General features: G+C 65.1%; 16 protein-coding genes. 6 read left to right on the top strand and 10 right to left on the bottom strand.

Annotated features, from left to right (window positions below; translation table 11 throughout):
• Nucleotides 1-23: 23 nt before the first annotated feature.
• The 4 genes from CDV46_RS17860 to phnG are packed head-to-tail and all read right to left on the bottom strand — an operon-like array spanning nucleotide 24 to nucleotide 3324.
• Complete coding sequence (locus CDV46_RS17860) at nucleotides 24-980, bottom strand: alpha-D-ribose 1-methylphosphonate 5-phosphate C-P-lyase PhnJ (RefSeq protein ID WP_087724007.1); 957 nt, start codon at nucleotides 978-980, stop codon at nucleotides 24-26.
• Entirely contained in the window at nucleotides 977-2206 is a 1230-nt protein-coding gene (locus tag CDV46_RS17855; RefSeq protein ID WP_087689862.1) for a carbon-phosphorus lyase complex subunit PhnI, read from the bottom strand. Before CDV46_RS17855 ends, CDV46_RS17860 begins: the two co-directional genes overlap by 4 nt.
• The gene (gene phnH, locus CDV46_RS17850; RefSeq protein ID WP_249277629.1) at nucleotides 2206-2841 is read right to left on the bottom strand and encodes a phosphonate C-P lyase system protein PhnH; all 636 of its coding nucleotides are present in this window, start codon (nucleotides 2839-2841) and stop codon (nucleotides 2206-2208) included. The genes CDV46_RS17855 and phnH overlap by 1 nt, the downstream gene beginning before the upstream one ends.
• Complete coding sequence (gene phnG / locus CDV46_RS17845) at nucleotides 2842-3324, bottom strand: phosphonate C-P lyase system protein PhnG (RefSeq protein WP_087724005.1); 483 nt, start codon at nucleotides 3322-3324, stop codon at nucleotides 2842-2844.
• A 94-nt stretch (nucleotides 3325-3418) separates the two neighbouring features.
• Here phnG and phnF point away from each other — a divergent pair, with 94 nt between their 5' ends.
• The 6 genes from phnF (at nucleotide 3419) to purU (ending at nucleotide 10256) form a co-directional block, all read left to right on the top strand.
• Nucleotides 3419-4180 carry a phosphonate metabolism transcriptional regulator PhnF gene (gene phnF / locus CDV46_RS17840; RefSeq protein WP_087724003.1) on the top strand — a complete coding sequence of 254 codons (762 nt, stop codon included), beginning with the start codon at nucleotides 3419-3421 and terminating at the stop codon, nucleotides 4178-4180.
• The gene (locus CDV46_RS17835; protein WP_087724001.1) at nucleotides 4177-5055 is read left to right on the top strand and encodes a DUF1045 domain-containing protein; all 879 of its coding nucleotides are present in this window, start codon (nucleotides 4177-4179) and stop codon (nucleotides 5053-5055) included. Before phnF ends, CDV46_RS17835 begins: the two co-directional genes overlap by 4 nt.
• On the top strand, nucleotides 5052-5639 hold the full coding sequence (phnN, locus tag CDV46_RS17830; protein WP_087723999.1) for a phosphonate metabolism protein/1,5-bisphosphokinase (PRPP-forming) PhnN: 588 nt from the start codon (nucleotides 5052-5054) through the stop codon (nucleotides 5637-5639). The genes CDV46_RS17835 and phnN overlap by 4 nt, the downstream gene beginning before the upstream one ends.
• 184 nt (nucleotides 5640-5823) lie before the next feature.
• Nucleotides 5824-8304: a GcvT family protein gene (locus CDV46_RS17825; protein ID WP_087723997.1), complete on the top strand. Its 2481-nt coding sequence runs from the start codon at nucleotides 5824-5826 to the stop codon at nucleotides 8302-8304.
• A gap of 156 nt (nucleotides 8305-8460) precedes the next feature.
• Nucleotides 8461-9312, top strand: a complete 852-nt coding sequence (locus CDV46_RS17820) for an NUDIX hydrolase (protein WP_087689850.1) — start codon at nucleotides 8461-8463, stop codon at nucleotides 9310-9312.
• A 71-nt stretch (nucleotides 9313-9383) separates the two neighbouring features.
• The gene (gene purU, locus CDV46_RS17815; protein WP_087689848.1) at nucleotides 9384-10256 is read left to right on the top strand and encodes a formyltetrahydrofolate deformylase; all 873 of its coding nucleotides are present in this window, start codon (nucleotides 9384-9386) and stop codon (nucleotides 10254-10256) included.
• On the opposite strand, the gene CDV46_RS17810 is transcribed toward purU, so the two are convergent.
• The 6 genes from CDV46_RS17810 to CDV46_RS17785 form a co-directional block, all read right to left on the bottom strand.
• Nucleotides 10253-10900 carry a hypothetical protein gene (locus CDV46_RS17810; RefSeq protein WP_087723995.1) on the bottom strand — a complete coding sequence of 216 codons (648 nt, stop codon included), beginning with the start codon at nucleotides 10898-10900 and terminating at the stop codon, nucleotides 10253-10255. The two genes, purU and CDV46_RS17810, sit on opposite strands and share 4 nt — an antisense overlap.
• A gap of 291 nt (nucleotides 10901-11191) precedes the next feature.
• Nucleotides 11192-12562, bottom strand: a complete 1371-nt coding sequence (locus tag CDV46_RS17805; RefSeq protein WP_087689844.1) for an MFS transporter — start codon at nucleotides 12560-12562, stop codon at nucleotides 11192-11194.
• 231 nt (nucleotides 12563-12793) lie between these two features.
• Nucleotides 12794-13249 (bottom strand): DUF488 domain-containing protein, encoded by a 456-nt coding sequence (locus CDV46_RS17800; protein WP_087723993.1) that lies wholly within the window; start codon nucleotides 13247-13249, stop codon nucleotides 12794-12796.
• Nucleotides 13250-13389: 140 nt separating this feature from the next.
• On the bottom strand, nucleotides 13390-15357 hold the full coding sequence (locus CDV46_RS17795) for an autotransporter outer membrane beta-barrel domain-containing protein (protein WP_087723991.1): 1968 nt from the start codon (nucleotides 15355-15357) through the stop codon (nucleotides 13390-13392).
• Nucleotides 15354-22151 carry an autotransporter-associated beta strand repeat-containing protein gene (locus CDV46_RS17790; RefSeq protein ID WP_087723989.1) on the bottom strand — a complete coding sequence of 2266 codons (6798 nt, stop codon included), beginning with the start codon at nucleotides 22149-22151 and terminating at the stop codon, nucleotides 15354-15356. Before CDV46_RS17790 ends, CDV46_RS17795 begins: the two co-directional genes overlap by 4 nt.
• A 454-nt stretch (nucleotides 22152-22605) precedes the next feature.
• Complete coding sequence (locus tag CDV46_RS17785) at nucleotides 22606-23739, bottom strand: 2-aminoethylphosphonate--pyruvate transaminase (RefSeq protein ID WP_087689836.1); 1134 nt, start codon at nucleotides 23737-23739, stop codon at nucleotides 22606-22608.
• Between the last annotated feature and the right edge of the window lie 114 nt (nucleotides 23740-23853).

The following is a 23853-nucleotide window of genomic DNA, read 5'->3' as shown; positions in this document are numbered from 1 at the left end:
GACGGACGCATTCGTCACGGCGTTCATGCAACCTCCTTCGCGGTGTCGTCAGCCGTCGACGCGAGCGCCGTGCGGCTGCCGCAGTAATCGCTGTCCGAGCACACATACATGCGCGTGCCCGCGTCGTCCGTGATCACTTCATCGAGGAAGCTCTCGGTCGCACCGCACAGTGCGCAATGCGCGTCCCACTTCTGAATCTCGAACGGGTGGTCGTCGAAGTCGAGGCTTTCGACCGGGGTGTAGGGCGGAATGGCATAGAGACGCCGCTCGCGGCCCGCCCCGAAGAGTTGCAGCGCCGGGTTCATATGGAGCTTGGGGTTATCGAACTTCGGAATCGGTGACGGCGACGAGAGATAGCGCCCGCCCACGATCACCGGGTAGTCGTACGTCGTGGCGATGGCGCCGTGCCGCACGATGTCCTCATAGAGACGCACGCGCATGAGCCCGTATTCGCCCAACGCGTGCAACTTGCGCGACTCGGCGATGCGCGGCTCCAGCCGGAACAGCGGCTCGGGCATCGGCACCTGATAGACCATGATCTGGCCTTCGCGCAGCGGCGTTTCGGGAATGCGGTGACGCGTCTGGATGACCGTGGCGTCGGCGGTCTTCGTCGTGGTGGCCACACCGGCCGTGCGCGCGAAGAACCGGCGGATGTTGACCGCGTTGGTCGTATCGTCCGCGCCCTGATCGATCACCTTGAGCGTGTCGTCCGCGCCGATCACGGCGGCGCTGACCTGAATGCCACCCGTGCCCCAGCCGTACGGCAACGGCATCTCGCGGCTGCCGAACGGCACCTGATAGCCGGGAATGGCCACGGCCTTGAGCAGGCTTCGGCGAATCATGCGCTTGGTCTGCTCGTCGAGAAACGCGAAGTTGTAGCCTTCTGCGAGTTGCGCGGGTTCAGGTGTGGCAGGTGTGGCAGGTGTGGCAGGTGTGGCGTGTGGGGTCGTTGTCGAATCGAATGTGGCGGCGTCGCTCATGCGGCCTCCTGCTTGTCTTGGGTGGCCGTGGACGCATCCTCGCCGGCGCGGTCAGCGTCAGCCGTCTGGGCGCCGTATTTGGCCGCGTGCTCGGCGCGCAACCGGCGCACGAGTTCCAGTTCGGCTTGAAAGTCGACGTAGTGGGGCAGCTTCAGGTGCTGCACGAAGCCCGAGGCCTCGACGTTGTCGCTGTGATAGAGCACGAACTCCTGCTGCTGCGCGGGCGACGTAATCGCGTCGCCGAGTTCCTGCGTGCGCAGTGCACGGTCGACCAGCGACATTGCCAGCGCCTTGCGTTCGTTGTGTCCGAACGCGAGTCCGTAACCTTGGGTGAACTGCGGCGGCACGTCCTGATTGCCACCGAACTGCGTGACCATCTGGCATTCGGTCACGGCAATTTCGCCGATGTCGATCGGGAAACCGAGTTCTTCCGGTTCGATCTCGATGGCGACGTGCCCGATGCGAATCTCGCCCGCAAACGGGTGATCGTTGCCATAGCCGCGCTGCGTCGAATAGCCGAGCGCGAGCAGAAAGCCTTCATCGCCACGCGCGAGGTTTTGCAATCGCGCCGTGCGTGACGCGGGCGTGAAGAGCGGGGTGTGAACCAGATCGTGCGGCTCGGGATCGAGATCGTTGGCGCGCAGCGATTCGAGCAGACCGTCGCGCCCGAGAATGTCGGTCACGCGCGGGGTCGTGTCGATGGGCGGCAGCGGCGGGATACCCGTAGCATCACCGGCATCGGGGGCATCACCCGCATCGGAGGCATCGTCATTGTGCTCACGCACTTCACCCGCCAGCGGCGCCGTCGCCGCTTCGCCTTCCGCGAGCAGCGCGAAGTCGAGCAGACGCTGGGTGTAGTCGTAGGTCGCGCCGAGGAGCTGCCCGCCCGGCACGTCCTTGAACGTGGCAGAAATACGGCGCGACAGACGCATCGCAGCGGTATTGATCGGCGTGGTGGTGCCCAGACGTGGCAGCGTAGTGCGATAGGCGCGCAGCAAGAAGATCGCTTCAACCAGATCGCCCGCGGCCTGTTTGATCGCGAGCGCCGCGAGCGTCTCGTCGTAAAGCGCCCCTTCGCTCATCACGCGCGCTACGGCCAGACGCATCTGCTCGCGAATCTGCGTGACGGTGAGGGCGGGGATCGACGTGTCGCCGCGCCGCGCTTTGGCGAGCAGGTCCCAGGATTGTTCGATGGCGCGTTCGCCACCTTTGACGGCCACGTACATCAGCACACCTCCACATGCGTGGTGCGCGGCAGGCCGAGCACCGTATCGCCTGCCGCGATCAACAGATCGAGCCCGGCAGGAAAACGTGGCGCCAGCGCCGCACGCGCCTGCCAGAAAGCGGTGTCGAGACCGCCGACGCTCACATCGGTATGCGTTGCGATGCCCGGCCCGCGCAAACGCAGGTGCAGCCCGCCGTCATTCGCATGACCGGCCGCCAGCGTGGGCACATCGACGATCAGCGTGGCCGAGTGTTCGGGCGATTCGGACGTGCCGAACGCAAAGTGATCCAGCGCCGGACAGCGCGCGGGGTCGGTCAGCAACGCGAACTGTGCCGTCGCCAGCGCGGCGTCACCGCCGAGCAGTGGCGCGCCGGTATGAAAGCGCAGCGCGCTGCTCACTTCCGGCAACACGGCTTGCAACCAGACGGGCGTGGTCGAGTCGGCCAACGCCAGCAACGTGGCGCGGGCGGCGACACTGGCCTCGTCGCTGGGCGCGAGGCGGCTGCCGACACTGCGCAGTTGGCCGGGGCGCGCCAACGCGTCGAGCACCGCGCGAAACACGCCTTGTGCGTCATGCACCGGATCGGCGAAGCCGGGTTGCAGTTGTGACCAGTCGGGCATCGATGCCATCAACATTCAAGCCTCCCGAACCATCGTGAAGAATTCGACACGGCTGGCAGCCGTGGCCGTCTTGGCCTGTTCCACCGCGTCGGCAACGCGTTGTGCAATGGCCGCAAGCGGTCCCGCAGCAAGCGTGGCGTGGTGTTGGGGCATCTGCATGAGCGCATCGAGTCGTGCGACGCGCACCGCGCGCTCGGCATCGCGGCCGAGCACATAGCCGGTGCCGACCACGCCATCGCGCTGACGCAGCGTGCAGCGCGTGAGCGTGGTCTCGCCGAGGTTGAAGCGATCTCCGCTGCCGCCGACCCGGCCCTGCACGAGCACGAGGCCGGTCTGCGGTGCGCGCAGCCAGACGAATTCAGGCGCGCCGGGGCAGCGCGCCAGCGCGTCGTCAAGCTCGTCGCGCGTGGCGCGGGCGAGCAACGCCAGCCAGCGCTGCCGCGCCTGCGGGGCGGGGGAGCCCGCGTCGTGCGCGGTATCGAAAGTTGTGTTTGGCATGATTGTCTAGTCGTATAGACGTGTGTATGATCGCTTTGGCACTGAAGGTGGTAAGTCTCGCGAACTCATTACAACTTTGCCGGGTGTCAATTTCATGACAGCACAACTCGAACGCGGTGGCGGCGTCGCCGTTTGGCGACAGATTGCGCAGATTCTCGCCACCGAAATCGGCCAGCGTCGCTATGGCGAAGGGCTGCCTGACGACCGTCTGCCGAGCGAAACCGATCTGGCCCACCGTTTCGGCGTGAACCGCCATACGGTGCGGCGCGCCATTCTCGGTCTGGCCGAGCAGGGGCTCGTGAATGTCGAACATGGCCGTGGCACTTTCGTGCAGGCCGGTGCCATCGACTACGTGATCGGCCGCCGCACGCGCTTCTCCGAAAATCTTTCGCAGCACAACCTCAAGGTCGCGCAGCAGATTCTGTCGGCCCGCAAGGTGAGCGCCGAAGCGAACGTGGCGCAAGCGTTGGAAGTGCGCGCGGGCACGTCGGTGTATCGCGTGGAACTGGCGCGTCGCAGCCTTGACGATCAGGGCATCGAGTTGCCGCTCGCCTATAGCGAGAACTGGTTCCCGGCGGCGCGCTTCCCCGACTTTCCCGAAGTCTTTGCGCAGTCCACGACGATCAGCGCGACCCTCGCCACCTACGGCGTGACCGATTACACGCGGCGCGAAAGCCGCATCGGCGCGCGCCTGCCCGACGCGGAAATCGCACGGCATCTCGGCATCAACCGGCAGCAACCCGTGTTGAGCGTCGAGAGCACCGACGTGGATGAAAAGGGCAAGCCGATCAAATACGGCATCGCCTATTTCCCCGCCGACCGTATGCAACTTGTGGTGCAGGGAGACGCGGCATGAGCGACGTCTTCGCATCTGTCGGCAACCCGTTACCCGATGCGCCCCAACGTCGCGAAGCACTGGCGTCGCTCGACTTGGCTGTGGCTCGATTTGCCGTGTACTACGTCCCGCCTGCGGGCGCTTGCTGGTGGAACGAGGGCAGCCGTTGGCTGGGGCGTGACGCCATCACGGGCCGGCAACTCAATGCGCCCCAAGTGCCGGGGTTGTCGCGTGCGCTGGCAGACCTCACCGTCGACGCACGCCGCTACGGACTGCACGGCACCCTCAAAGCGCCGATGCGTCTTGCCCCGGGTGTTAAGCCCGACGACCTTTACACCATCGCGCGACAAGTGGCAGCAAGACATACGCCATTCGACCTGCCGCTGACCATCGACGTGGTGGACACCGACAACGGCAAGCGGCCCGGTTTTGTCGCGCTGCGTCCGAAAGCGAACGTCGCGGGCGTGCCCGGTGTCGTCAGTGCCGCAGGCGCGGCCGCTGCGAAGCAGATCGATGCGGTTGCTTTCGACTGCGTGGAAGCGTTTGATGGCTTGCGCGCGCTGCCCAGCGAGGCCGAACTGACGCGTCGTCTGGCGCAGCCGCTGACGACGCGTCAGCGCGAATTGCTCGCGCGTTGGGGCTATCCGTACGTGTTCGATGAATTTCGTTTTCACGTCACGCTCACGGATCGTGTCAGCGCTGCCGACGCGACGGCGATGACCGACTGGTGGCACCCGCGTGTGCAGGCGTTGGGACCGATGCGTGTCGACGGTCTTGCGCTGTTCGTGCAGCCCACACCCGATGCGCCGTTCGTGATCGCAGAGCGCTTCGCGTTCGGTCAGAACCCAACGGCCAATGCGGCCAATGCGGCTGATCAAGCCGGAGATGCCGAATGAACCGCGCACGTTTGTTCTATGTGATGGGCGCCTCAGGCGCGGGCAAGGACTCCTTGCTGGCCTACGCGCGCGAGCGTATTGACGGGCAATCCGCCGCAGCCGCGCCCGTCATGTTCGCCCATCGCTACATCACACGGCCGCCGACGGCCGATGGTGAAAACCACATCGCCCTGTCGTCGGCTGAATTCACCCAGCGGCACGCATTGGGGTGCTTCGCACTCGACTGGGAAAGTCATGGTTGCCGCTACGGCATCGGCGTGGAAATCGACACGTGGCTGGCGGCCGGTGCGAGCGTGGTGATGAACGGCTCGCGCGCGTTTCTCGAGCGCGCGGTGCAACGGTATGGCGAGCGGTTGTCGTTGGTTGAAGTTCAGGTCGACGCGCAGGTGCGCGCGCAACGTCTCGCCAGTCGCGGCCGGGAGTCGGGTGAGGCGCTCGATCAACGCGTTGCCCACCGCGTGCAGTGGACGCCGCCGGACGGCATTCCGCTGGCCGTCATCGCCAACAATGGCACGCTGGCGGAGGCGGGCGACGCACTGGTAGCGGTGCTGACGCAGGGGGACGGTGCAGAGGGACGGCGCTGAGGGATGACCCAGTGACCCATTGAGATGACGGGCGGATGTCAGGCTGACAATCCGGGTTGATGTGGCGTTGTGTGTCGTTATTTTGCAAATTATTGCAAAGTGAGCAAGCTTTGCGTAATCTCACGACATCCACCACGACACCGCCCGTGCCGTTGCAGGCGCGGGCCGCTTTCCGGAGCCCCTCATGGCCACAGTCTTGCCCACTCATGCCCGCGTCGTCATCGTCGGCGGCGGCATCGTCGGATGTTCCGTCGCCTATCACCTCGCGAAACTCGGCTGGACCGACGTCGTGCTGCTCGAACAGGGGCAGTTATCGTGCGGCACGACTTGGCACGCTGCGGGGCTTGTCGGGCAGTTGCGCTCGCAGGAGAGCATGACGAAGCTCATCCGCTATTCGACCAAGCTGTACAGCGAGCTGGAAGCGGAGACGGGGCTGGGCACGGGCTGGAAGCAATGCGGGTCGTTGTCGGTGGCGCGCACGCCCGAGCGCATGACGCAACTCAAGCGCACGGCCGCCGTGGCGCGGGCGTACGGCGTGCAATGCGACGTGATCTCGCCGCGCGATGCCGGTGAGTTGTGGCCGGTCATGCGCACCGATGACCTCGTGGGCGCCGTATGGCTGCCGGGCGATGGCAAGGCGAACCCGACCGATCTCACGCAGGCGCTCGCACGCGGTGCGCGCAGCCGGGGCGTGCGCATCGCCGAGAACACCCGCATCACCGAAATTCACACGGCGACGCCCAATGGTGTGCGCACAGCCACCGGCGTGTCGTGGCAAAACAAAGACGGCGAGAGCGGTCGCATCGACGCCGAGATCGTCGTCAACTGCGCGGGCCAATGGGCCAAGGCCGTGGGCCGGATGTGCGGCGTCACGGTGCCGTTGCACTCGGCCGAGCACTACTACATCGTGACCGAGCGCATCGCGGGCGTGCATCCCGATCTGCCGGTGATGCGTGACCCCGACGGGTACATCTACTTCAAGGAAGAAGTCGGCGGGCTGGTGATGGGCGGCTTCGAGCCGAACGCCAAGCCGTGGGGCATGAACGGCATTCCCGAGAACTTCGAGTTTCAACTGTTGCCCGACGACTGGGACCAGTTCGAGATCCTCATGGAGAACGCACTGATCCGCGTGCCGGCGCTGGAGACGGCGCAGATTCGCCAGTTCTACAACGGCCCCGAGTCGTTCACGCCGGACAACAACTTCATACTTGGCGAAGCCCCCGAGTTGCGGAATTTCTACGTCGGCGCGGGCTTCAACTCCATGGGTATCGCGTCGGCGGGCGGGGCGGGCATGGCCCTCGCCGAGTGGATTGTCGCGGGCGAGCCGACGATGGATCTGTGGCCGGTGGATATCCGCCGCTTCGCCGGTTTCAACGGCAACGACACGTGGCTGCACGACCGTGTGAAAGAGACGCTCGGCCTGCATTACGCGATGCCGTGGCCGAATCGCGAACTCGACACGGCGCGCCCGTTCCGCCGCTCGCCGCTGTATGGCACGTTGCTCGCCAAGGGCGCGTGCTTCGGCAGCAAGATGGGCTGGGAGCGGCCCAACTTCTTCGCGCCTTCGCCCGAGGAAGCGCGCATCGAATACAGCTTCGGCCAGCAGAACTGGCATGCGTGGAGCGCGGCCGAGCATCGCGCGTGCCGTGAGGCCGTAGCGCTGTTCGACATGAGCTCGTTCTCGAAGCTGCTTATCAAGGGGCGGGATGCCGAGCGCGTGCTGCAATCGCTGTGCAGCAACGACGTGTCGGTGGCGCCGGGCCGTACGGTCTACACGGGCATGCTCAACGAGCGCGGCGGCTACGAGTCGGACTTCACGCTCACGCGTCTCGCGCCCGATCAGTACCTGATGGTGACCGGCTCGGCACAGACCACCCGCGACATGGATTACGTGGAGCGCCGCATTCCGGCCGACGCGCACTGCACCGTGGTGGACGTGACGGGACAATATTCGGTGCTGGCAGTCATGGGGCCGAATTCGCGCGCCTTGCTCCAGCAAGTGTCCAAGGCCGATTTCTCCAATGAGGCATTTCCGTTCGGCACGAGCCGTGAGATCGATCTCGGCTACGCCACCGTGCGTGCAACGCGCCTGACCTACGTCGGCGAACTCGGCTGGGAGCTTTACGTGCCGGTCGAATTCGCCGTGGGGGTCTACGAGGCGCTGCACGCGGCGGGCAAGGCGTTCGGGTTGCGCGATGCGGGCTATTACGCCATCGACTCGCTGCGCATCGAGAAGGGCTATCGGGCGTGGGGCCGCGAACTGACGCCCGATACCAACCCGGTCGAGGCCGGCCTGACGTTCGCTTGCAAGCTGGCGGGCGACATCGCGTTCACCGGGCGCACGGCGGTCGAACAGGCCCGTGCGCAAGGGGTGCGCCGCAAGCTGGTGAGCGTGGCCCTCGACGGGGCGACCGATCGCATGCTGTGGGGTGGCGAGGCGGTCTTGCGTGACGGCCAGCCTGTGGGCTTCATTTCGTCGGCGGCGTATGGGCATACCATCGATGCGCCGGTGGGGCTCGCGTTCCTCATCAACCCCGACGGTCCGGTGGATGCCGAGTTCGTCGAGGCAGGGCGATATCAAGTGGATCTGGCGGGTGAATTGCTCGACGCGCGAGTGCAACTGCGGGCCCTGTACGACCCGAAGGGCGAGCGCGTGAAAGCATGACCCGGGCCTGATTCCGGCCCGATGTCAGTCGGAATCCCCACACGGCACCGGACGTGAATCTCGACTGACACGGGCGGACTCGCTGCCGCTTCTGTAAAATGCCGCTTTTGCCTAGTTTTCGCACCTGTCCGGTGAGGGTGCGTCCGGTCTTCCCGTATGTCTTTTGCATGTATAGCAGCGGCGCGCCGCTTCGACGACGCGGCACACCTGCCGCTCGTGATCGGTTCGCAGCGTTACGGCTGGATTCGTCGTCGCGACGTCGAGTCGCTGTGCCGGTGGCCCGAGGTCTTTGAAATCAGCTCGCTCGCGGTGCGCATCCATCCACGTCACGACACGTGTGAAGCCCGCACGGCGGCGCTCGCGCCGGTGATCGAGACGCTGGCGGCCGAGGGCATCATCACCGGCTGGCGCAACGAACGCTACGCCATCCGGCAGCGGCTCTACGACGCGCCGCTCGCGTGGATCGAGCGTGCGGCGTCGCGGTTCTTCGGTACACGTACTTTTGCCGTGCACGTGAACGCGTATGTCCCCGCGCGCTTCGCGGGCGAAGCCCCGAAGATGTGGATCGCCCGTCGCAGCGTGCTCAAGGCGACCGACCCCGGCTGTCTGGACAATGCGGCAGCGGGCGGTATCGGCAACGGTATCGGCGTGGGTGACACGCTCGTCAAAGAGTGCTGGGAAGAAGCAGGCATTCCGGCGTATCTGGTGAACGAAGCCCGGCCGGGCCGCACGCTGCATATCCTCGCGGAGATTCCGGAGGGCGTGCAGTCGGAGCAGATTTTCGTCTACGACCTTGCGTTGCCACGAGGCTTCGTGCCGGAGAATCAGGACGGCGAGGCGAGCGCGCATTGGCTGTGTTCTGCCGGTCAGGTGCGCGACGTGATTGCGCGCGGCAAGATGACCGTCGACGCAAGTCTTGCGAGTCTCGACTTTCTGCTGCGTGAAGGTGCGGTGCGCGCGAAGGACTGCGCCGGTATCGACGCCTTGTTCAAACCGGCCGACGAATAATCCGCGGCCCGCTGGCCCAATCAGAATTTCAACACTGCAACGTCATTGCAAGCATTTGCCCAGGAGCAATCATGGCACCGATCGAAAATAGCTACATTCTGAAGTTGTCCTGCCCGGACCGTCCCGGCATCGTCCACGCGGTGGCCGGTTTCCTGGTCGAGCGCGGCGGCAACATTCTCGACTCGGCGCAGTTCAACGATCGCTTCACGGGCGGCTTTTTCATGCGCGTGCACTTCCAGCAACTGCCGGGCGAAACCGATCTGGCTGCGCTGCAACGCGACTTCGCACCGCTCGCCACGCAATACGAAATGCAGTGGGAACTGGTCGACGCAGCGATCAAGCCGCGCGTCATGCTCATGGTCTCGAAGATCGGCCATTGCCTGAACGATCTGCTGTTCCGCTACAAGACCGGTCAGCTCAACATCGAAATCCCGGTGATCGTCTCGAACCACAAGGATTTCTACCAACTGGCCGCCAGCTACAACATTCCGTTCCATCACCTGCCGCTCATGAATTCCACGCCGGAATCGAAGGCCGCGCAGGAAGCGAAGGTGCTTGAACTGGTCAACGACAACAACATCGATCTGGTGGTGCTGGCGCGTTACATGCAGGTGCTCTCCGCCAACCTGTGCAAGCAGCTGGCGGGCCGCGCGATCAACATTCACCACTCGTTCCTGCCGAGCTTCAAGGGCGCGAAGCCGTACTACCAGGCGTTCGACCGTGGCGTGAAGCTGATCGGGGCGACGGCACATTACGTGACGTCCGACCTCGACGAAGGCCCGATCATCGAGCAGGAAGTCGAGCGCGTGGATCACACGATGGACCCGGAGCAACTGACCGCTATCGGGCGCGACGTGGAGTGCGTGGCGCTCGCGCGTGCCGTGCGCTATCACGCCGAACACCGCATTCTGCTCAACGGGCACAAGACGGTGATCTTCCGCTAATCGTAAGTTGTGATGACATCCTCGACTGGGTGCACTTGATAAGTGATCAGAAGCGGATAGCCCTCTGCGGTGAGCATGACGACAAAGAACGGCGTGTCCAGCGTGACGCGATGGTCGGGCGGGTGCCATTCGGCGACCGGTAGGTTCTTTTCCCCGGGGGCCGCGCGCACGCCTTCCTCGTTATGCACCAGGAAAAAATCGTGGCTGGGGCGGTCCGTCTGAATGAGCTGCGCAAAACGCGGCACAGAGAAGTCGACCGTCGCGGTGCGCAAGCCCAGTAATTCACCCAGCGGTGCCGATGCGGCCAACGCATCGAGCAGCCAGTCCAGCAGGCCGGCATCCGTCAGTGCCTCGCAGGCATGGGGGTCGCGTTGCGCGTAGAGCACGCGTAGACCGCTGGTCGATTCGGCCCCCATCCCCGTCCCTATCCCCATCCCCGAAATCGTGCTGTGCGGATGCAATCGTTTGACGACGAAACGCGGGTCGCCGGCCAAGAGGCCGCTGACCTCCATCCGCTCACCGTCGATCTTCATCATGTCGACGTCGATACGCTCGCCGACGTCCAGCGTGAATGCGAGTCTGCGGGTGTCGAGCGGGTCGAAGGGCGCATCCCACGACGCGGTACCTCGAAGGAAATTGCCCAACTTGTCGACGGAGAGATCGGGGACTGGGCTAAAGGCCCAATTCGTACCCGGTGCGACGGACGATACGTACTGCCGGATGGCGTCGCACGCTTGCGATTTTCCGCCTCCGGAGGCGGGGGCGGGCGCTGCCGCCTTGCCGCCACCTCCCGACGGGGCGGCTTTGGGAGCGGATGACGGCGGGGGAGAAGGGATACGCATCGTCTCGATTCTCAAGAAGGAGAATCGCCATTCTGCGAAAACGCCGGGCACTGTGCTTTTGGAACAAGTGCCCAGCCTATCAGTTTCAGTCCGTCAACTGCGTTGTGCCAATTCGCTACCGGCGTCGCGGGCGAGGCGGGCGATCGATATCGTCGAACTCACTGCAATCAGACCCACCGTCAGGAATGCCCACGGGAAGTCCGCCGAGACGACGTGATCGCGCCCATGCAGATACGACGACGTTTGCAGCACGGCCGCCCCGATGGTGATGCCGAGCGTGAGCGAGACCTGCTGCGCCACGCTTGCCAGACTCGTCGCCTGACTCATGCGGTGTGCGGGCACGTCGGCGTAGGAGATCGCATTCAGGCTGGTGAATTGCAGGGAGCGGAAGCACCCGCCGAACAGCAGCGTGCAGAGAATGACCAGATGCGCGGTTTGATCGGTGAACAGCCCATAGCCGCCGATGGTGGCCGACGCGATGATTGCGTTGGTCATCAGCACACGGCGAAAGCCCCAGCGTTGCAGAATGCGCAGCGAGAGCGTCTTCATGAACATCGCACCCGCGGCCGAGATGAACGTGAGCGCCCCCGACTCCATCGGCGTCATGCCGAAGCCGAGTTGCAGCATCAGCGGCAACAGAAACGGCGTCGCGCCCACGCCGATGCGGAACAGCGTGCCGCCTGCCACACCCGCGCGGAACGTCGGGATGCGGAACAGATCGAGCCGCAGCAGCGGGTGCTCGAGGCCACGCGCGTGGCGTAGATACGACCACAGCAGCATGCCGCCGAAGGCGACGAGCCCGAGCGCGAGCGGCGTCGGAATCAAATGACGGCCAATGGTCGAGAGGCCGAGCATCAGAATCGACAGTCCGAGTCCCGACAGGATGAAGCCCTTCACATCGAGCGGCGGCACGTCCTCTTCGAACAGATCGGGGATGTACTTCGTCGCGAGCACGAAGCCGAGAATGCCGATCGGAATGTTGATGAAGAAGATCCAGCGCCAGTGCCAGTACGTGGTGATGAAACCCCCGAGCGGCGGGCCGAGTACCGGGCCGACTAGCGCGGGAATCGTCAGGTAATTGAGCGCGCGCACCATGTCGCGCTTTTCCACGGATTTGAGCAACGCGAGACGGCCGACCGGCACCATCATGGCGCCGCCCATGCCTTGCACGAAACGTGCAATCACCAGTTCCGGAAGATTGGTCGAAATGCCGCAGCAGATCGAGCCGAATACAAACACCCCGATGGCGAATCGGAACACGTTGCGCGTGCCGAAGCGGTCGGCAATCCAGCCGCTGATCGGAATGAAGACAGCGAGACTGATGAGGTAGGTCGTGAGCGCGAGCTTGAGCGTAATCGGACTCTCGCCGAGATCCTTGGCGATCAGCGGCAACGAGGTGGACAACACGGTCGAATCCATGTTCTCCATGAACAGCGCGCAGGCAACAATCAGTGGAACTAGCATGAGGCAGCGGGCTGCCGAAGCGGCAACCGGGTAAGCGTGTGAGGTGCGACGGGTGAGCGCGTGGCGAGGGGCAGACGTAGAGCGCTGGCAAACGTTATAGCAAACTTTGCCGGGGGGTGCGCCGCTTTCGCCGGACGCCAGAAAGCACGCGGGTTTTCAGGTGGTGCGGGTCGATTGAGGCCGTTTTGAAGGGCGGAATGCCGTCTTGAGGCGTGATACGCGGTCATGCGGTCACGACGCCAGAAAATCGCGCAGTACGTGAAGGTGCGTCTGGGCGTCACCGTCTTCGAGTTTGTGCGCCGCCGTAAGCAGCGTCACGCGGCCTTGGGTCAACCGCGTGCGCAGTTCGGCAAGCATCGCGTTGTGATCGGCGTCGAGCGTGCTCAGCTCCTCTAGAAAACGCGTACGGAAATCGTTGAACTGCTCGGGATGCTCGTGAAACCACTTGCGCAGGTCTGTACTCGGTGTGACGTCCTTGGCCCAGAAGTCGATCTTGGCTTTCTCTTTGGACAGCCCGCGCGGCCACAGACGATCGGCCAGCACGCGTTGCCCGTCATCAGGCGACGGCGCGTCGTAGACACGTTTGAAATGGAGGTCGGTGTGCTGATCGCCAGACTTGGCGGCGCGATGGGGTGCGTGTTCCGCAGCGGCCTTCGGAGCGGATTTCGTAGCTTTCGGTGACGGCATGGGGGACAGCCTCCGCGAGGGGCACGCGTACGAGCGCAATAGCCGCCAGCTTACCGGAGGATGCCGGACGAGGCGAGCGGCGCGCCCGTACTGCATCGCGCCGCCCTTCCGTTCGGCTGTCCGCCCATCTACCTTGTTGTTCAGAAACGCCAGTTGAGATTGCCGAACACGGCGTTGTCGGTGACCTGACTGCCGAACTGCCCGGTGTAGCTCACACCTAGCGTGACCGCTTGCCCGACGAAGGCGTCGATGCCGGCCTCGACAATGGCCGCGTCCCGGGCGATGGGCACGCCACCGACCGTGAAGCCGGCGGCGCTATCGACGAAGGCGAGTTGCGCGTCCGGGGTATCCGCGCCAAACGCATGCCGCCATCCGGCCGACAGCCGTAAGCGTCCCAGTGCAGCGGTGCCCGCGCCGGTGCCGAACGGCAAGTCACCCCGTACCCCCAACGTCGAGAACGTGATGCCACGCGTCTGTTCATCGGCATGAAGGTCGGCGGCGCTGCCCGATTCGTTGAAGGCATCGGTACGCACCCACGCATGCGCCATGGCCGCAAAGGGCTCGATGCCGACGCGGCCCAAATCGAATCGCCATGCGGCTTCGCCGAAGACCTGCCACGTCGCGGCGTCATAGCTGGCACGCGCGGTCTGTGCAATGGGGCCGATGGCGACCGCACGCCGTGAACTGATCTGCTGCAACGCATACGAGCCGCCGAGCATGGCGCCAAGGTGCCCGAAGCGCCGGCTGACATACGCGCCCATCTGCGCATCGTTGCTGTTTCCCGACGCCGTGGTTCCCGTGTTGAACGTGTCGTGTCCCAACCCGCCGAGGACCCCCGCGCGCCAGGTATCGGCAACGGGGGTATCGACACCGACCAGCACGCCCATGCCGCGACGGTACAGCGTCGATGCCCCGGCGCCACCGCTCGCCACCGATGCCGCGCGCAATTGACCATCGCTGCCGTAGACCGATGCCCACGCTTGGGTTGCCCGGCGTTGCCCACGGCAATCGAAGTTGTTGAGGGGCGTCGTCAACTCGCTCGTGCCGACACCGCTGCCGGTATCGCAATCGTCCGCGAACAAGAGGCTGTCGCGCAGACGTTGCGAGGCAGCGTCGCGTGTCACCTGACTCTGACTGAGCAGCATCGACGCGATGGACGCATGCAGACTGCCGTCCAGACTCGCAAACGCTGCGGGCGCAGTATCTGCCGTCAGTCCCGATGCCGCCTGATACAGCGGGCTGCCGGTGCCGAGTACCGACACCGCCGACGCGACGGCCTTTTGATTCGGCGTGACACCTCCTGCGGAAAGCGGCGTGCCGTTCGGTGAGAACGAGAGCAATACCGTATTCGGCGTGTAGCTCACTTGTGGCGAGAGGTAGAGCAGGTTGGTCGACGTCGACGCGAACTGTCCGCTCACGCCATTGGCCGCCGAGACGATCACGGCACCCGACGCGTCGGCAGACTGGGTGCCCGGGGCAGCGTTCACAACAAGATTGCTGCCGCCGACGGACGCGCTACCCGCCGCATTCACCTGACTGGGTGCAGTACCGGGGGCGACGTTCACCTGAAGCGTCGAGCCCGGCCGAAGCGTCAGATTGCCGCCGACACCGAGCGTTGTCCCCGGTGAACTCACCACAATCTGGCTGCCGCTCGCGCCAGTCAGCGGCCCGGTCTGCGCACCCGTGCCGCTGCCGCCCGCCGAGGTGGGCGCGGGTGTCGTCAGCGTGCCACCGGCCCGCACGGTCACCGGCGAATGGCCGAGATTGCCGATGCCGAGCGTGCCACCGGCGACCGTTGTCGGGCCGGTGAGGGGATTGTTGCCACTGAGCGTGAGCGTTCCGCTGCCCGTTTTGGTGAGCCCGCCGCTGCCCGACACGCTGCCGCCGAAGTTGCCCGACGACACGGTGACGGACCCGTCATTGATCGTGAGCGCACCCTGCGTCGTCCCGGTCAGCGAGGGCAACGTGACGTCGACGCCTTGCGTGGTGACCGTGCCTTGGGTGAGCGTCAGCCCGCCGGTGCCGAGGCCTGTTGGCGAAGTGACGGCGACGGTGCCGCCATTCACCGTGGTGCCACCGCTGTAGCTGCTGTTACCACCGAGCGTCACGCTGGCATTGCCTTGCTTGGTGATGCCCCGGTGCCTTGAATCACGCCATCGAACGTGCTGTTGGCACCTCCGCCGAGTGTGAGCGATTGCGCGCCGAGCGATACCGTCGATCCGGCGGCACCGTCGAGACCGGCAATCGTGACGGTCGTCGGTGTGCCGACCTGACTGACGTCGAGCGTCGTGCCGCCCGCCAACGTGACGTTGTTGCTACCGGAGAGCGCACCGCCCGCGCCGAGCGCAAGGGTGCCGTTAGTGATGTCGATGTCGCCCGAGAACGTGTTTTGTCCTGCGAGCGTCTGCGTGCCCGCGCCGGCTTTCACGATGCCGCCCGTGCCGTTGATGGCGCTGGTGAGTGTCTGGTGCGTACCGTCACCGAACGTCAGCGTGCTGCCCCCCAGATTCACGTTGCCGCCGCTGCCGGACAACGTGCCGACCGTCTGGTTACCCGCAGCACTGATGTCGAACGCGGCGTTGCTGCCTGCCACCACGACATTGGCACCCGCTGCGAGCTTGCCGGTGGCACCGAGTGCGAGCGTGCCGTCGTCGATGGTGGTGGTGCCGGTGAACTGCTGCTGACCGGTCAGGGTCTGCGTTCCGCTGCCTTGCTTGACGATGCCGCCCGTGCCCGAAATCGTGCCGCTCACGGTGTGGCTGGATGCGTCGCCGAAGGTCAGCATGTTGTTGCCGAGGGTGACGTTCGTGTCCGCTTGAGCGGTGAGCGCGCCGATGGTGCGGCCGCCGTTCGCCGCCGAAATGTCGAGCGTGGCGCCAGCGTTCCGGAGCGTCACGGCGCCCGTTGCGGCCAGCGTGCCGGCACCCGCGAGCGAAAGGGTGCCGTTCTGTACGACCGTGCCACCCGTGAAGGTGCTCGTGCCGGTCATGGTTTCGACACCTGTCCCCATCTTCACGAGGCTGCCGCTACCCGCGACGCCACCGCTGAAGGTTTCGTTGGCGCCGCTGCTGCCGACTTCGAGCACATTGCCGCCCATGTTGATCGCGCCGCCGCCCGTGAGCGCGCCAAATGTCTGCGTGCCGTTACCGGCCGACAGGTCGAAAGTGGCACCCGTCTGCACATCGACAACACCGCCCGCATCGAGGCTGGCACCAGCGCCCAACGCGAGAGTGCCTGCACTGACGTTGGTTACGCCGATGTAAGTGTTCTCCCCGTTGAGCGTAAGCGTGGCGCTGCCATTTTTGGTGATGCCGCCCCCACCGAAGACGGCGCCGTTGAGCGTGAGATCGTGCGTGCCGAGCACGTCGAGATTGCCGTTGAGCATGATCCGGTTGCCGAGCGTGGTGGCCTGCGTGGCATCGAGCGATGTTGCATCGGCAAAGGTGACGGTGCCGGTGCCCAGCGCGGTATTGCTGCCGACGAGGATGCCGCCCGCCTGCACGTTCATGCCACCACCGAAGTCGCTGTTGCCGGAAAGCGTTTGCACGCCGTTGCCGACTTTGACGAGCTGTCCGCCAGCGCCGTGGATGTCCGAGGCGAGTGTGTTGTCACCGGCAGTGCCGAAACTCAATGTCGCGTGGTCAATCCCTATGACACTGCCGGCCACACCGGTAAGTGTGCTGACGACCTGCGTCGGTCCGGCCACAACATCAAGAACGCTTGTCGAGCCGTTGAGACTGACGGCGGCGGAATCGAGCTGCGTTCCGCCGCGCAACGCGAGCCTGCCCGCGTTGATTTGCACCGTGCCCGGCAGCACCAAACCGCCCGAGAGTGTTTGCGTACCGCTGCCTTGTTTGACGATGCCGCCTGCGCCGCTCAACGCGCCGCCGAAATCGCCGTTGTTGCTGCTGTCGAGCGTGATTGTCCGATTGCCGATGCGAAGCGTGCTGCCCGCTACCCCGTTGAGTGCGCCAACCGTAGGCGCCGTGGCGGCGCTCACATCGAGCGATGTGCCGGCATTGAGCGTGACATCGGTCGTGTTCAGCAGCGAGCCGCCTGCGCCGAGCACCACCGCCCCGTCGGCGACCGTGAGCATGCCGGCCAGCAGGTTCTCACCCGTGAGCGTTTGCGTGCCCGCGCCTTGTTTGACGACGTTGCCGAACCCCTGAATCGCGGCTGCCAGCGTCTCGTCGCTCGCATCACCGAACGTCAACGTGTTGTGACTGAGTGCCACGACACCGCTCGTACCGGACAGGCTGCCAATGGTTTGATCACCCGCATCGCTCAGATCAAGCGACGCGTTCACACCATCGACCACGACATGTGCCCCTGCCGCAAGACTCCCTGTACGTCCGATGACGAGCGCACCATCGGTAACGGTCGTGGTACCGGTGTACAACTGCACGCCGTCAAGTTTTGCGGATCCAGCGCCTTGTTTGACGATGCCCCCCGCGCCTGAGATTACGCCGTCGAAGTTCTGCCCGGTGGCGTCGCCGAACGTCAGCGTATTCGCGCCCAGATCGATCTGTGAGTTGGCGACGCCCGAAAGCGCGCCGATGGTGCGCGGTCCATTCGCACTGGAAATATCGAACGTCGCGTTGGTACCGCTCAGCGTGAGTGCGCCGTTCGACGCCAGCGCGCCTGCACCGCTTAGCGCGAGCGTCCCCGCTTGTACCGTTGTGCCGCCGGTGTACGTGTTCTGACCCGTGAGCGTTTGCATGCCCATACCGACTTTGACCAGCGATCCCGTGCCCGCGATGTTGCCGCTGAATGTGTCGCTTCCCGCATCGCCGAGTGTCGTCACGACACTGCCGAGATTGACGGTACCCGTCCCGTCGAGGGCGCCGATCGTTTGCGTGCCGTTGCCTGCGGAAAGATCGAGCGTCGCACCGCTCGCAACGTTGATCGAGCCTGCCGCGTTCAACGAGGCGCCTGCGCCCAGCGCGAGGGTCCCGGCGTTGATGGTAGTGGGGCCGGTATAGGTATTGGAACCGCCTAGTGTGAGCGTCGCGCTGCCCGCTTTGATGAGTCCGCCGAGCCCGGCGAGCACGCCGTTCAGCGTCACGTCGTTGTTCCCGAGGACAGTCAGCGTGCCGGTCAGATTGATGTTGTTGCCGAGCGTCACCGCTTGCGTACTGTCGAGCGTCGCATTGTTGGCGATGTTCAGCGCGCCCGTGCCGAGTGCGAGATTGTTGCCGACAATCAACCCGCCCGCATTGACCGTCGTGCCACCGGTGAAGTCGCTCGCACCGGTCAGCGTCTGCACGCCTGAGCTGGCCTTCACAATGCCGCCAGTGCCGTGAAAGACACCGTCGAACGTCCCATCCGTCGCGTCGCCGAACGTGAGCGTCCGTGTGCCCAGTGCGATGGCGCTACCCGCAACGCCGGTGAGTGCGCCGACGGTGGTCGGTCCCGCAGCACTGATATCGAACACGGTATTCGTGCCCGATAAGGTTAGCGAGTTGGCAGGTTGCAGCGAGCCGCCCGTGTCGAGCGCCAGCGTGCCGCCCGCAATGTCGACGCCGCCGGTGAACGTTTGCGCAGCCGTGAGGGTTTGCGTGCCCGTGCCTTGCTTGACGATGCCGCCGGTACCGGTAAGCGCCGCGCCCAATGTCTGATCGGTAGCATCGCCGAACGTCAGCGTATTGGCACCGAGCGCAATCGACCCTCCACTGCCGGAGAGCGCTCCAACGGTACGATTGCCCGCCGCACTGATGTCGAACACGGCGGTGTTGCTGCCCAGCACGACGTCCCCTTGTGACGCGAGCGACCCGCCAGCCCCTAATGCCAGCGTACCGTCGTTGATGGTCGTCCCGCCTGTCCACGTCCCCGCACCGTCAATGACCAGTTGCGCACTGCCGGTCTTTTGCAGCGCCCCGACACCTGAAACGTCACCGGTCAGCGTCAGATCCTGACTGCCGAGAACCGCCGACGTGCCATTCAGTGTGATGTTGTTCGCGATCGTCGCCGCTTGTGTGGTGTCGAGCGTCGTCTGATCGGCCATCGTCAACGTGCCGCTCCCGAGCGCAGCCGCATTGCCCAGTGCCAGACCACCGGCGTTCACCGTCAGGCCGCCGGCGAAGTCACTCGCCCCCGCCAGCGTCTGCACGCCTGCGCCTTGCTTGATGAGCGCGCCCGCGCCGTGAATGCTGCCGTTGAACGTTTGCCCGGTGTTGTCGCCGAAGGTCAACGTGTTCGCGCCGAGTTGCACCTGCGCGGCGCCCCCGCTCAGGGATCCAATGGTTTGCACACCGGCACCACTGATATCGAGCGACGTCGTCTTGTCGCCAAGAATGACCGCACTCTGCGCCGACAGGCTGCCACCCTCGGCAACAATCAGCGCGCCGCCTCCGACCACGACGCTGCCGGTAAATGTCTGCTGTCCGGTGAGCGTTTGCGTGCCGGTGCCGAATTTGACGATGCCGCCGCCGTTACCGTTGATCGTGCCGTCGAAAATCCGATTCGTGCCATCGCCAAACGACAACGTGTTGTCGCCAAGATTGACGGCACTGCCCGTGGCCCCGAATAACGCGCCGATGGTCTGATTCTCACCATGGCTGATATCGAACGCGGCGCCACCGGCAATTTTCACCGAGTTGCCAGACAACGTGCCGGTCCCGCCGACGGACAACGTGCCCGCATAGATGCTGATGGGGCCGTCGAACGTATTCGGGCCGGAAAGCGTCTGCGTCCCCGTGCCTTCTTTGACGATGCCACCGTTGCCGGTGATGCTGCCGTCGAAGCTTACGTTGTTCCCATCGCCGAACGTCAACCAGGCTTCCCCGAGCGAGACGGTGGAATCCGCCACTCCGGAGAGTGCACCGATGGTCGACGCGCCTAACCGACTGATATCGAACGCCGTCCCCGAGCCGAGCAGCGACACCGCGCCCGTGCTGGCCAGCGAGCCTCCTGCCGCGAGCGCGATACCTCCCGCGTTGATCGTGGTGCCACCGGTGTATGTGTTGCTGCCCGTGAGCGTTTGCGTGTCGCCGTTAGCCTTGATGATGCCGCCCGTGCCGCTGATCACCCCGGCGAAGGTGCCGCTGGAACTGTTGCCGAGCGTGAGGTTGTTGGCCCCGAGCAGGATCCGTGTGTTCGCCACGCCGGACAGACCGGCGATTGTGCGATCGCCGTTCGCATTCGAGATGTCGAACGTTGAGCCCGGCCCCGCGAGCGCGAGCGGCGTTCCCGCCACCTGAAGTGTGCCCGCGCCGGACAAGGTCAACGTGCCCGCGAGGATACTCATGGATCCGCTGAAGGTGTTGACCCCTGTGAGCGTGACTGACTGTGGCCCTTGCTTGATGACGTTGCCACTTCCCGTGATTTGCCCGGTGAGGGTGAGCGGTGCGCTGCCGCCAAACGTGAGCAGTGTGCTGCCACCGCCGACTGAAATCTGATTGGCCAGCGTTAGCGGGGCACTGGCGTCGAGAACCGCGCTCGAGCCCGACGCATGCACGACCCCGCTGCCAAGTGCGGCACTGCTACCCGCGATCAACGTGCCGCTGCTCAGCGATGTGCCGCCGGTGTACGTGTTCGCGCCCGACAGCGTGAGGCTGCCGGTCCCTGTGAGCGACACGCCACCAGCGCCACTGAGAACACCGCTCACAACGAGTGGGTTGCTGCCGGAAACAGTGAGGCCGTTCGCGCCGAGCGTGACGGGCAGCGTCAGGGAGAGACCCGCGTTCGCCGCCTGCATGCCGCCGCCGTTCACGACCAGCGTGCCGGTGCCGAAACTGCCCGGGTCATTGAAGACGGCAAGACCGCCGTTAAGCGTGGTGGATGTGACGGCGAGCGGCCCGTTCAGGGTCCACGTACCGCCGTTGACGGTAGCCTGCGAGAAATTCACGTAACTCGCGCCGTTGAGCGTGCCGGTGCCGATGGCCGTGTTGTTGTTCGCCGAGTTGCTCAGTACCAGCGCGTTGTTGCCGCCTGCACCGCCGTCGACCGTGCCGGTGGCGGCAAATCCGAGATTGAATCCGGTCACGGGGAGGGCCGCGAGACCGACGCTGCCCCCGTCGTTCAACGTCGATCCGGTGACGGCGGTGAACGTATTCGTACTGCCGCCACCGAGCGAGATGCTGCCGCTGATCGTGCCGTCGTTCGTGAACGAATTGCCGGCGCCCGGTGTGCTGTTGGCCTGAAACGCGATGCGCCCGAGCACCGTCCCCGAGTTGGTGAAGTTGACGGCACCACCGCCATACGCGGCCACGACCGGTGCACTGCCCGTACCTGTGAGCGATACGCCGAGAATGGGCGACGCACCGAGCGTGCCGCTGTTGTTGATAACCGTGTTGCCACCGGCAGCGTTCTGCACCGCGAGCGCTAGTCCGGTCAGTCCCGGCAGATTGACCCCGAGCAAGCCGACGGTGCCGCGCATGATCGCGTTGTTCGTCACGGTCTGGGTGCTGCCGCCGACATTGCCGTTGCCGATGACCGTCCCGCTGGCGAGCAGGCCGATGCTGCCGAGTACGGAGGGATCGATCGTGCCGCCGTTGACGAGCGTGACGTTGTTGCCCGTGAGCGTCATCGCCGTGCCGCCGATGCCCAGCAGCACACCGACACCGGCTCCGCTGTTCACGTTCACTTGGAGATTGTTGGCGGCGTTCGAAAACGATGGCGCGAGCGGGTTAGCGGCACCGCTGCATGTGACGACGCTGCCGGCAACGGCGCAGGTGGCCCACGCAGGTGCCGCGACGGTTGCACTCATCAGGGCGACGCAGGCGAGACACAAGCGGGTAAGCGCAGAGGCTGGCGCGCCGGAGGTTGCTGCCGCGCTACGTCGTCCGCCCCCTCTGGCACGCGATGCCGGTGCCGCCCCGGTGCGTTGGCAGGCCGTCTCCGGTGCGGGGACGACATCGACGCGGCAATGCCGCCAGACCAAACGATAGAGGTGCTTGTTCATCGCGTTCCGATTCCAAAAGGCGTGCGGTGTGGGGACGGGCGGTATGCGCGCGGAAAGCCGGAAAGCGCGACACCCATGGCAGGCGACATTCGGGGGGAGCCACGATGGCGATGCGCGCCTGAGAGAAGGCGCAAACACCAGCCGGACGCAGCACTAATGCGCGGTTTGTGTGCGGGGCATTCTAGAAAGCGGCAGGGGATAGCGCGCGGCCGTGCCGACGTGACAAGTCGCGGCACAGCATGGCGGCGGTGCCGGGAAACGCTGACGAATCAATACGGTGCGGCGAAGGAGACGACGCCGTTCGGGCGTCGGAAGCGGGGGCTAGATTCGGAGGTTTCCCGCTGTGCGAGGCACATGCGTAGGCCCGCAGATGGGACTGACGAACGCCGCACGGGGTGTGGCGGCGCTCGTCAGTGTCACGCGTGAAGCGTAGGTGATGTGAGCCGGGGCGCGACTACGCGGCCTTCGTCAGCGGTGCGACTTGGCGGATATCGAGCGATGTCAGCGTTTGCGCAATCGCCGTGACGACGTTGCGCATCTCGTTGTCGTCGATCGCGCCAATACAGCCCACACGGAACGTCTCCAGTTGGGTGAGCTTGCCCGGATACAGGACGTAACCGCGCTCGCGCACTGCTGCATAAAACGCCTTGAAGTCGTACTTGCTGTCGGTCGGCGCGTGGAACGTGACGATCACGGGTGCCTGCACGTCCGCCGACAGGAACGGCCGGAAGCCGAGCGACGCCATGCCGTCGACGAGTGCGCGGCAGTTGCGGCGATACCGCTCGCCGCGCACCGGCTGCCCGCCTTCCGCGAGAAACTGATCGACGGCGGCACGCAAGGCCGCGACAACGTGCGTCGGCGGCGTGAAGCGCCATTGCGTGGTTTTCTGCATGTACGCGTACTGGTCGTGCAGATCCATCGCCAGCGAGTGGCTGTTGCCTGCGGACGCCTCCAGCACGGTCTTCTTCACGATCACGAAGCCCATGCCCGGCACGCCTTCGAGGCACTTGCCGCTGGCGGCGATCAGCGCGTCGAACGGCATCGTGCGTACGTCGATCTCCACGGCGCCGAACGAACTCATCGCGTCGACGATGAGCCCCTTGCCGTGCTTCTGGCACACGCGGGCGATATCGGCGAGCGGGTTGAGCACACCGGCACCGGTCTCCAGATGCACCTGCGCCACGTGTGTGATCGACGGATCGCGCGTGAGCGCTTCGTCAATGGCGGCGGCGCTCGCGGCCTGATCTTCGGCAATGGGCAGCGCCACGGCATCGCGGCCGAGATAGCGGCAGATCTTCAGAATGCGCTGGCAATAGGCACCGTTATCGGGCACCAGAATCCGCGCGTTGCGCGGCGTGAGCGTGCCGATGGCCGCTTCGACCGAGAACGTGCCCGAGCCTTGCAGCGGCACGCACGCGTAGTCGTTGCCGCCATGCACGATGTCGACGAGATCGCGGCACAGCGAAGCGGTGATCTGGTTGAACTGGGTGTCCCACGAGCCCCAGTCGCGCAGCATGGCCTGTCGGGTCGCCGGCGACGTGGTGAGCGGGCCGGGGGTAAGCAGAATCGGTTCCTGACCGAGAATCATGACCGCCTCCTATTGAGCGGGGGAATCAAACGAGAATCAAACAAGAGAGAAGCAACTTGGGAAGCACCGGCGCACGCCAGCCTGCGGACACAGGACATGGGTACGCCGCCTTTC

The sequence above is a fragment of the Pandoraea sp. PE-S2T-3 genome, from assembly GCF_002179965.1.
Lineage (GTDB): Bacteria > Pseudomonadota > Gammaproteobacteria > Burkholderiales > Burkholderiaceae > Pandoraea.
This window is presented reverse-complemented; position numbering and strand designations above follow the sequence as displayed.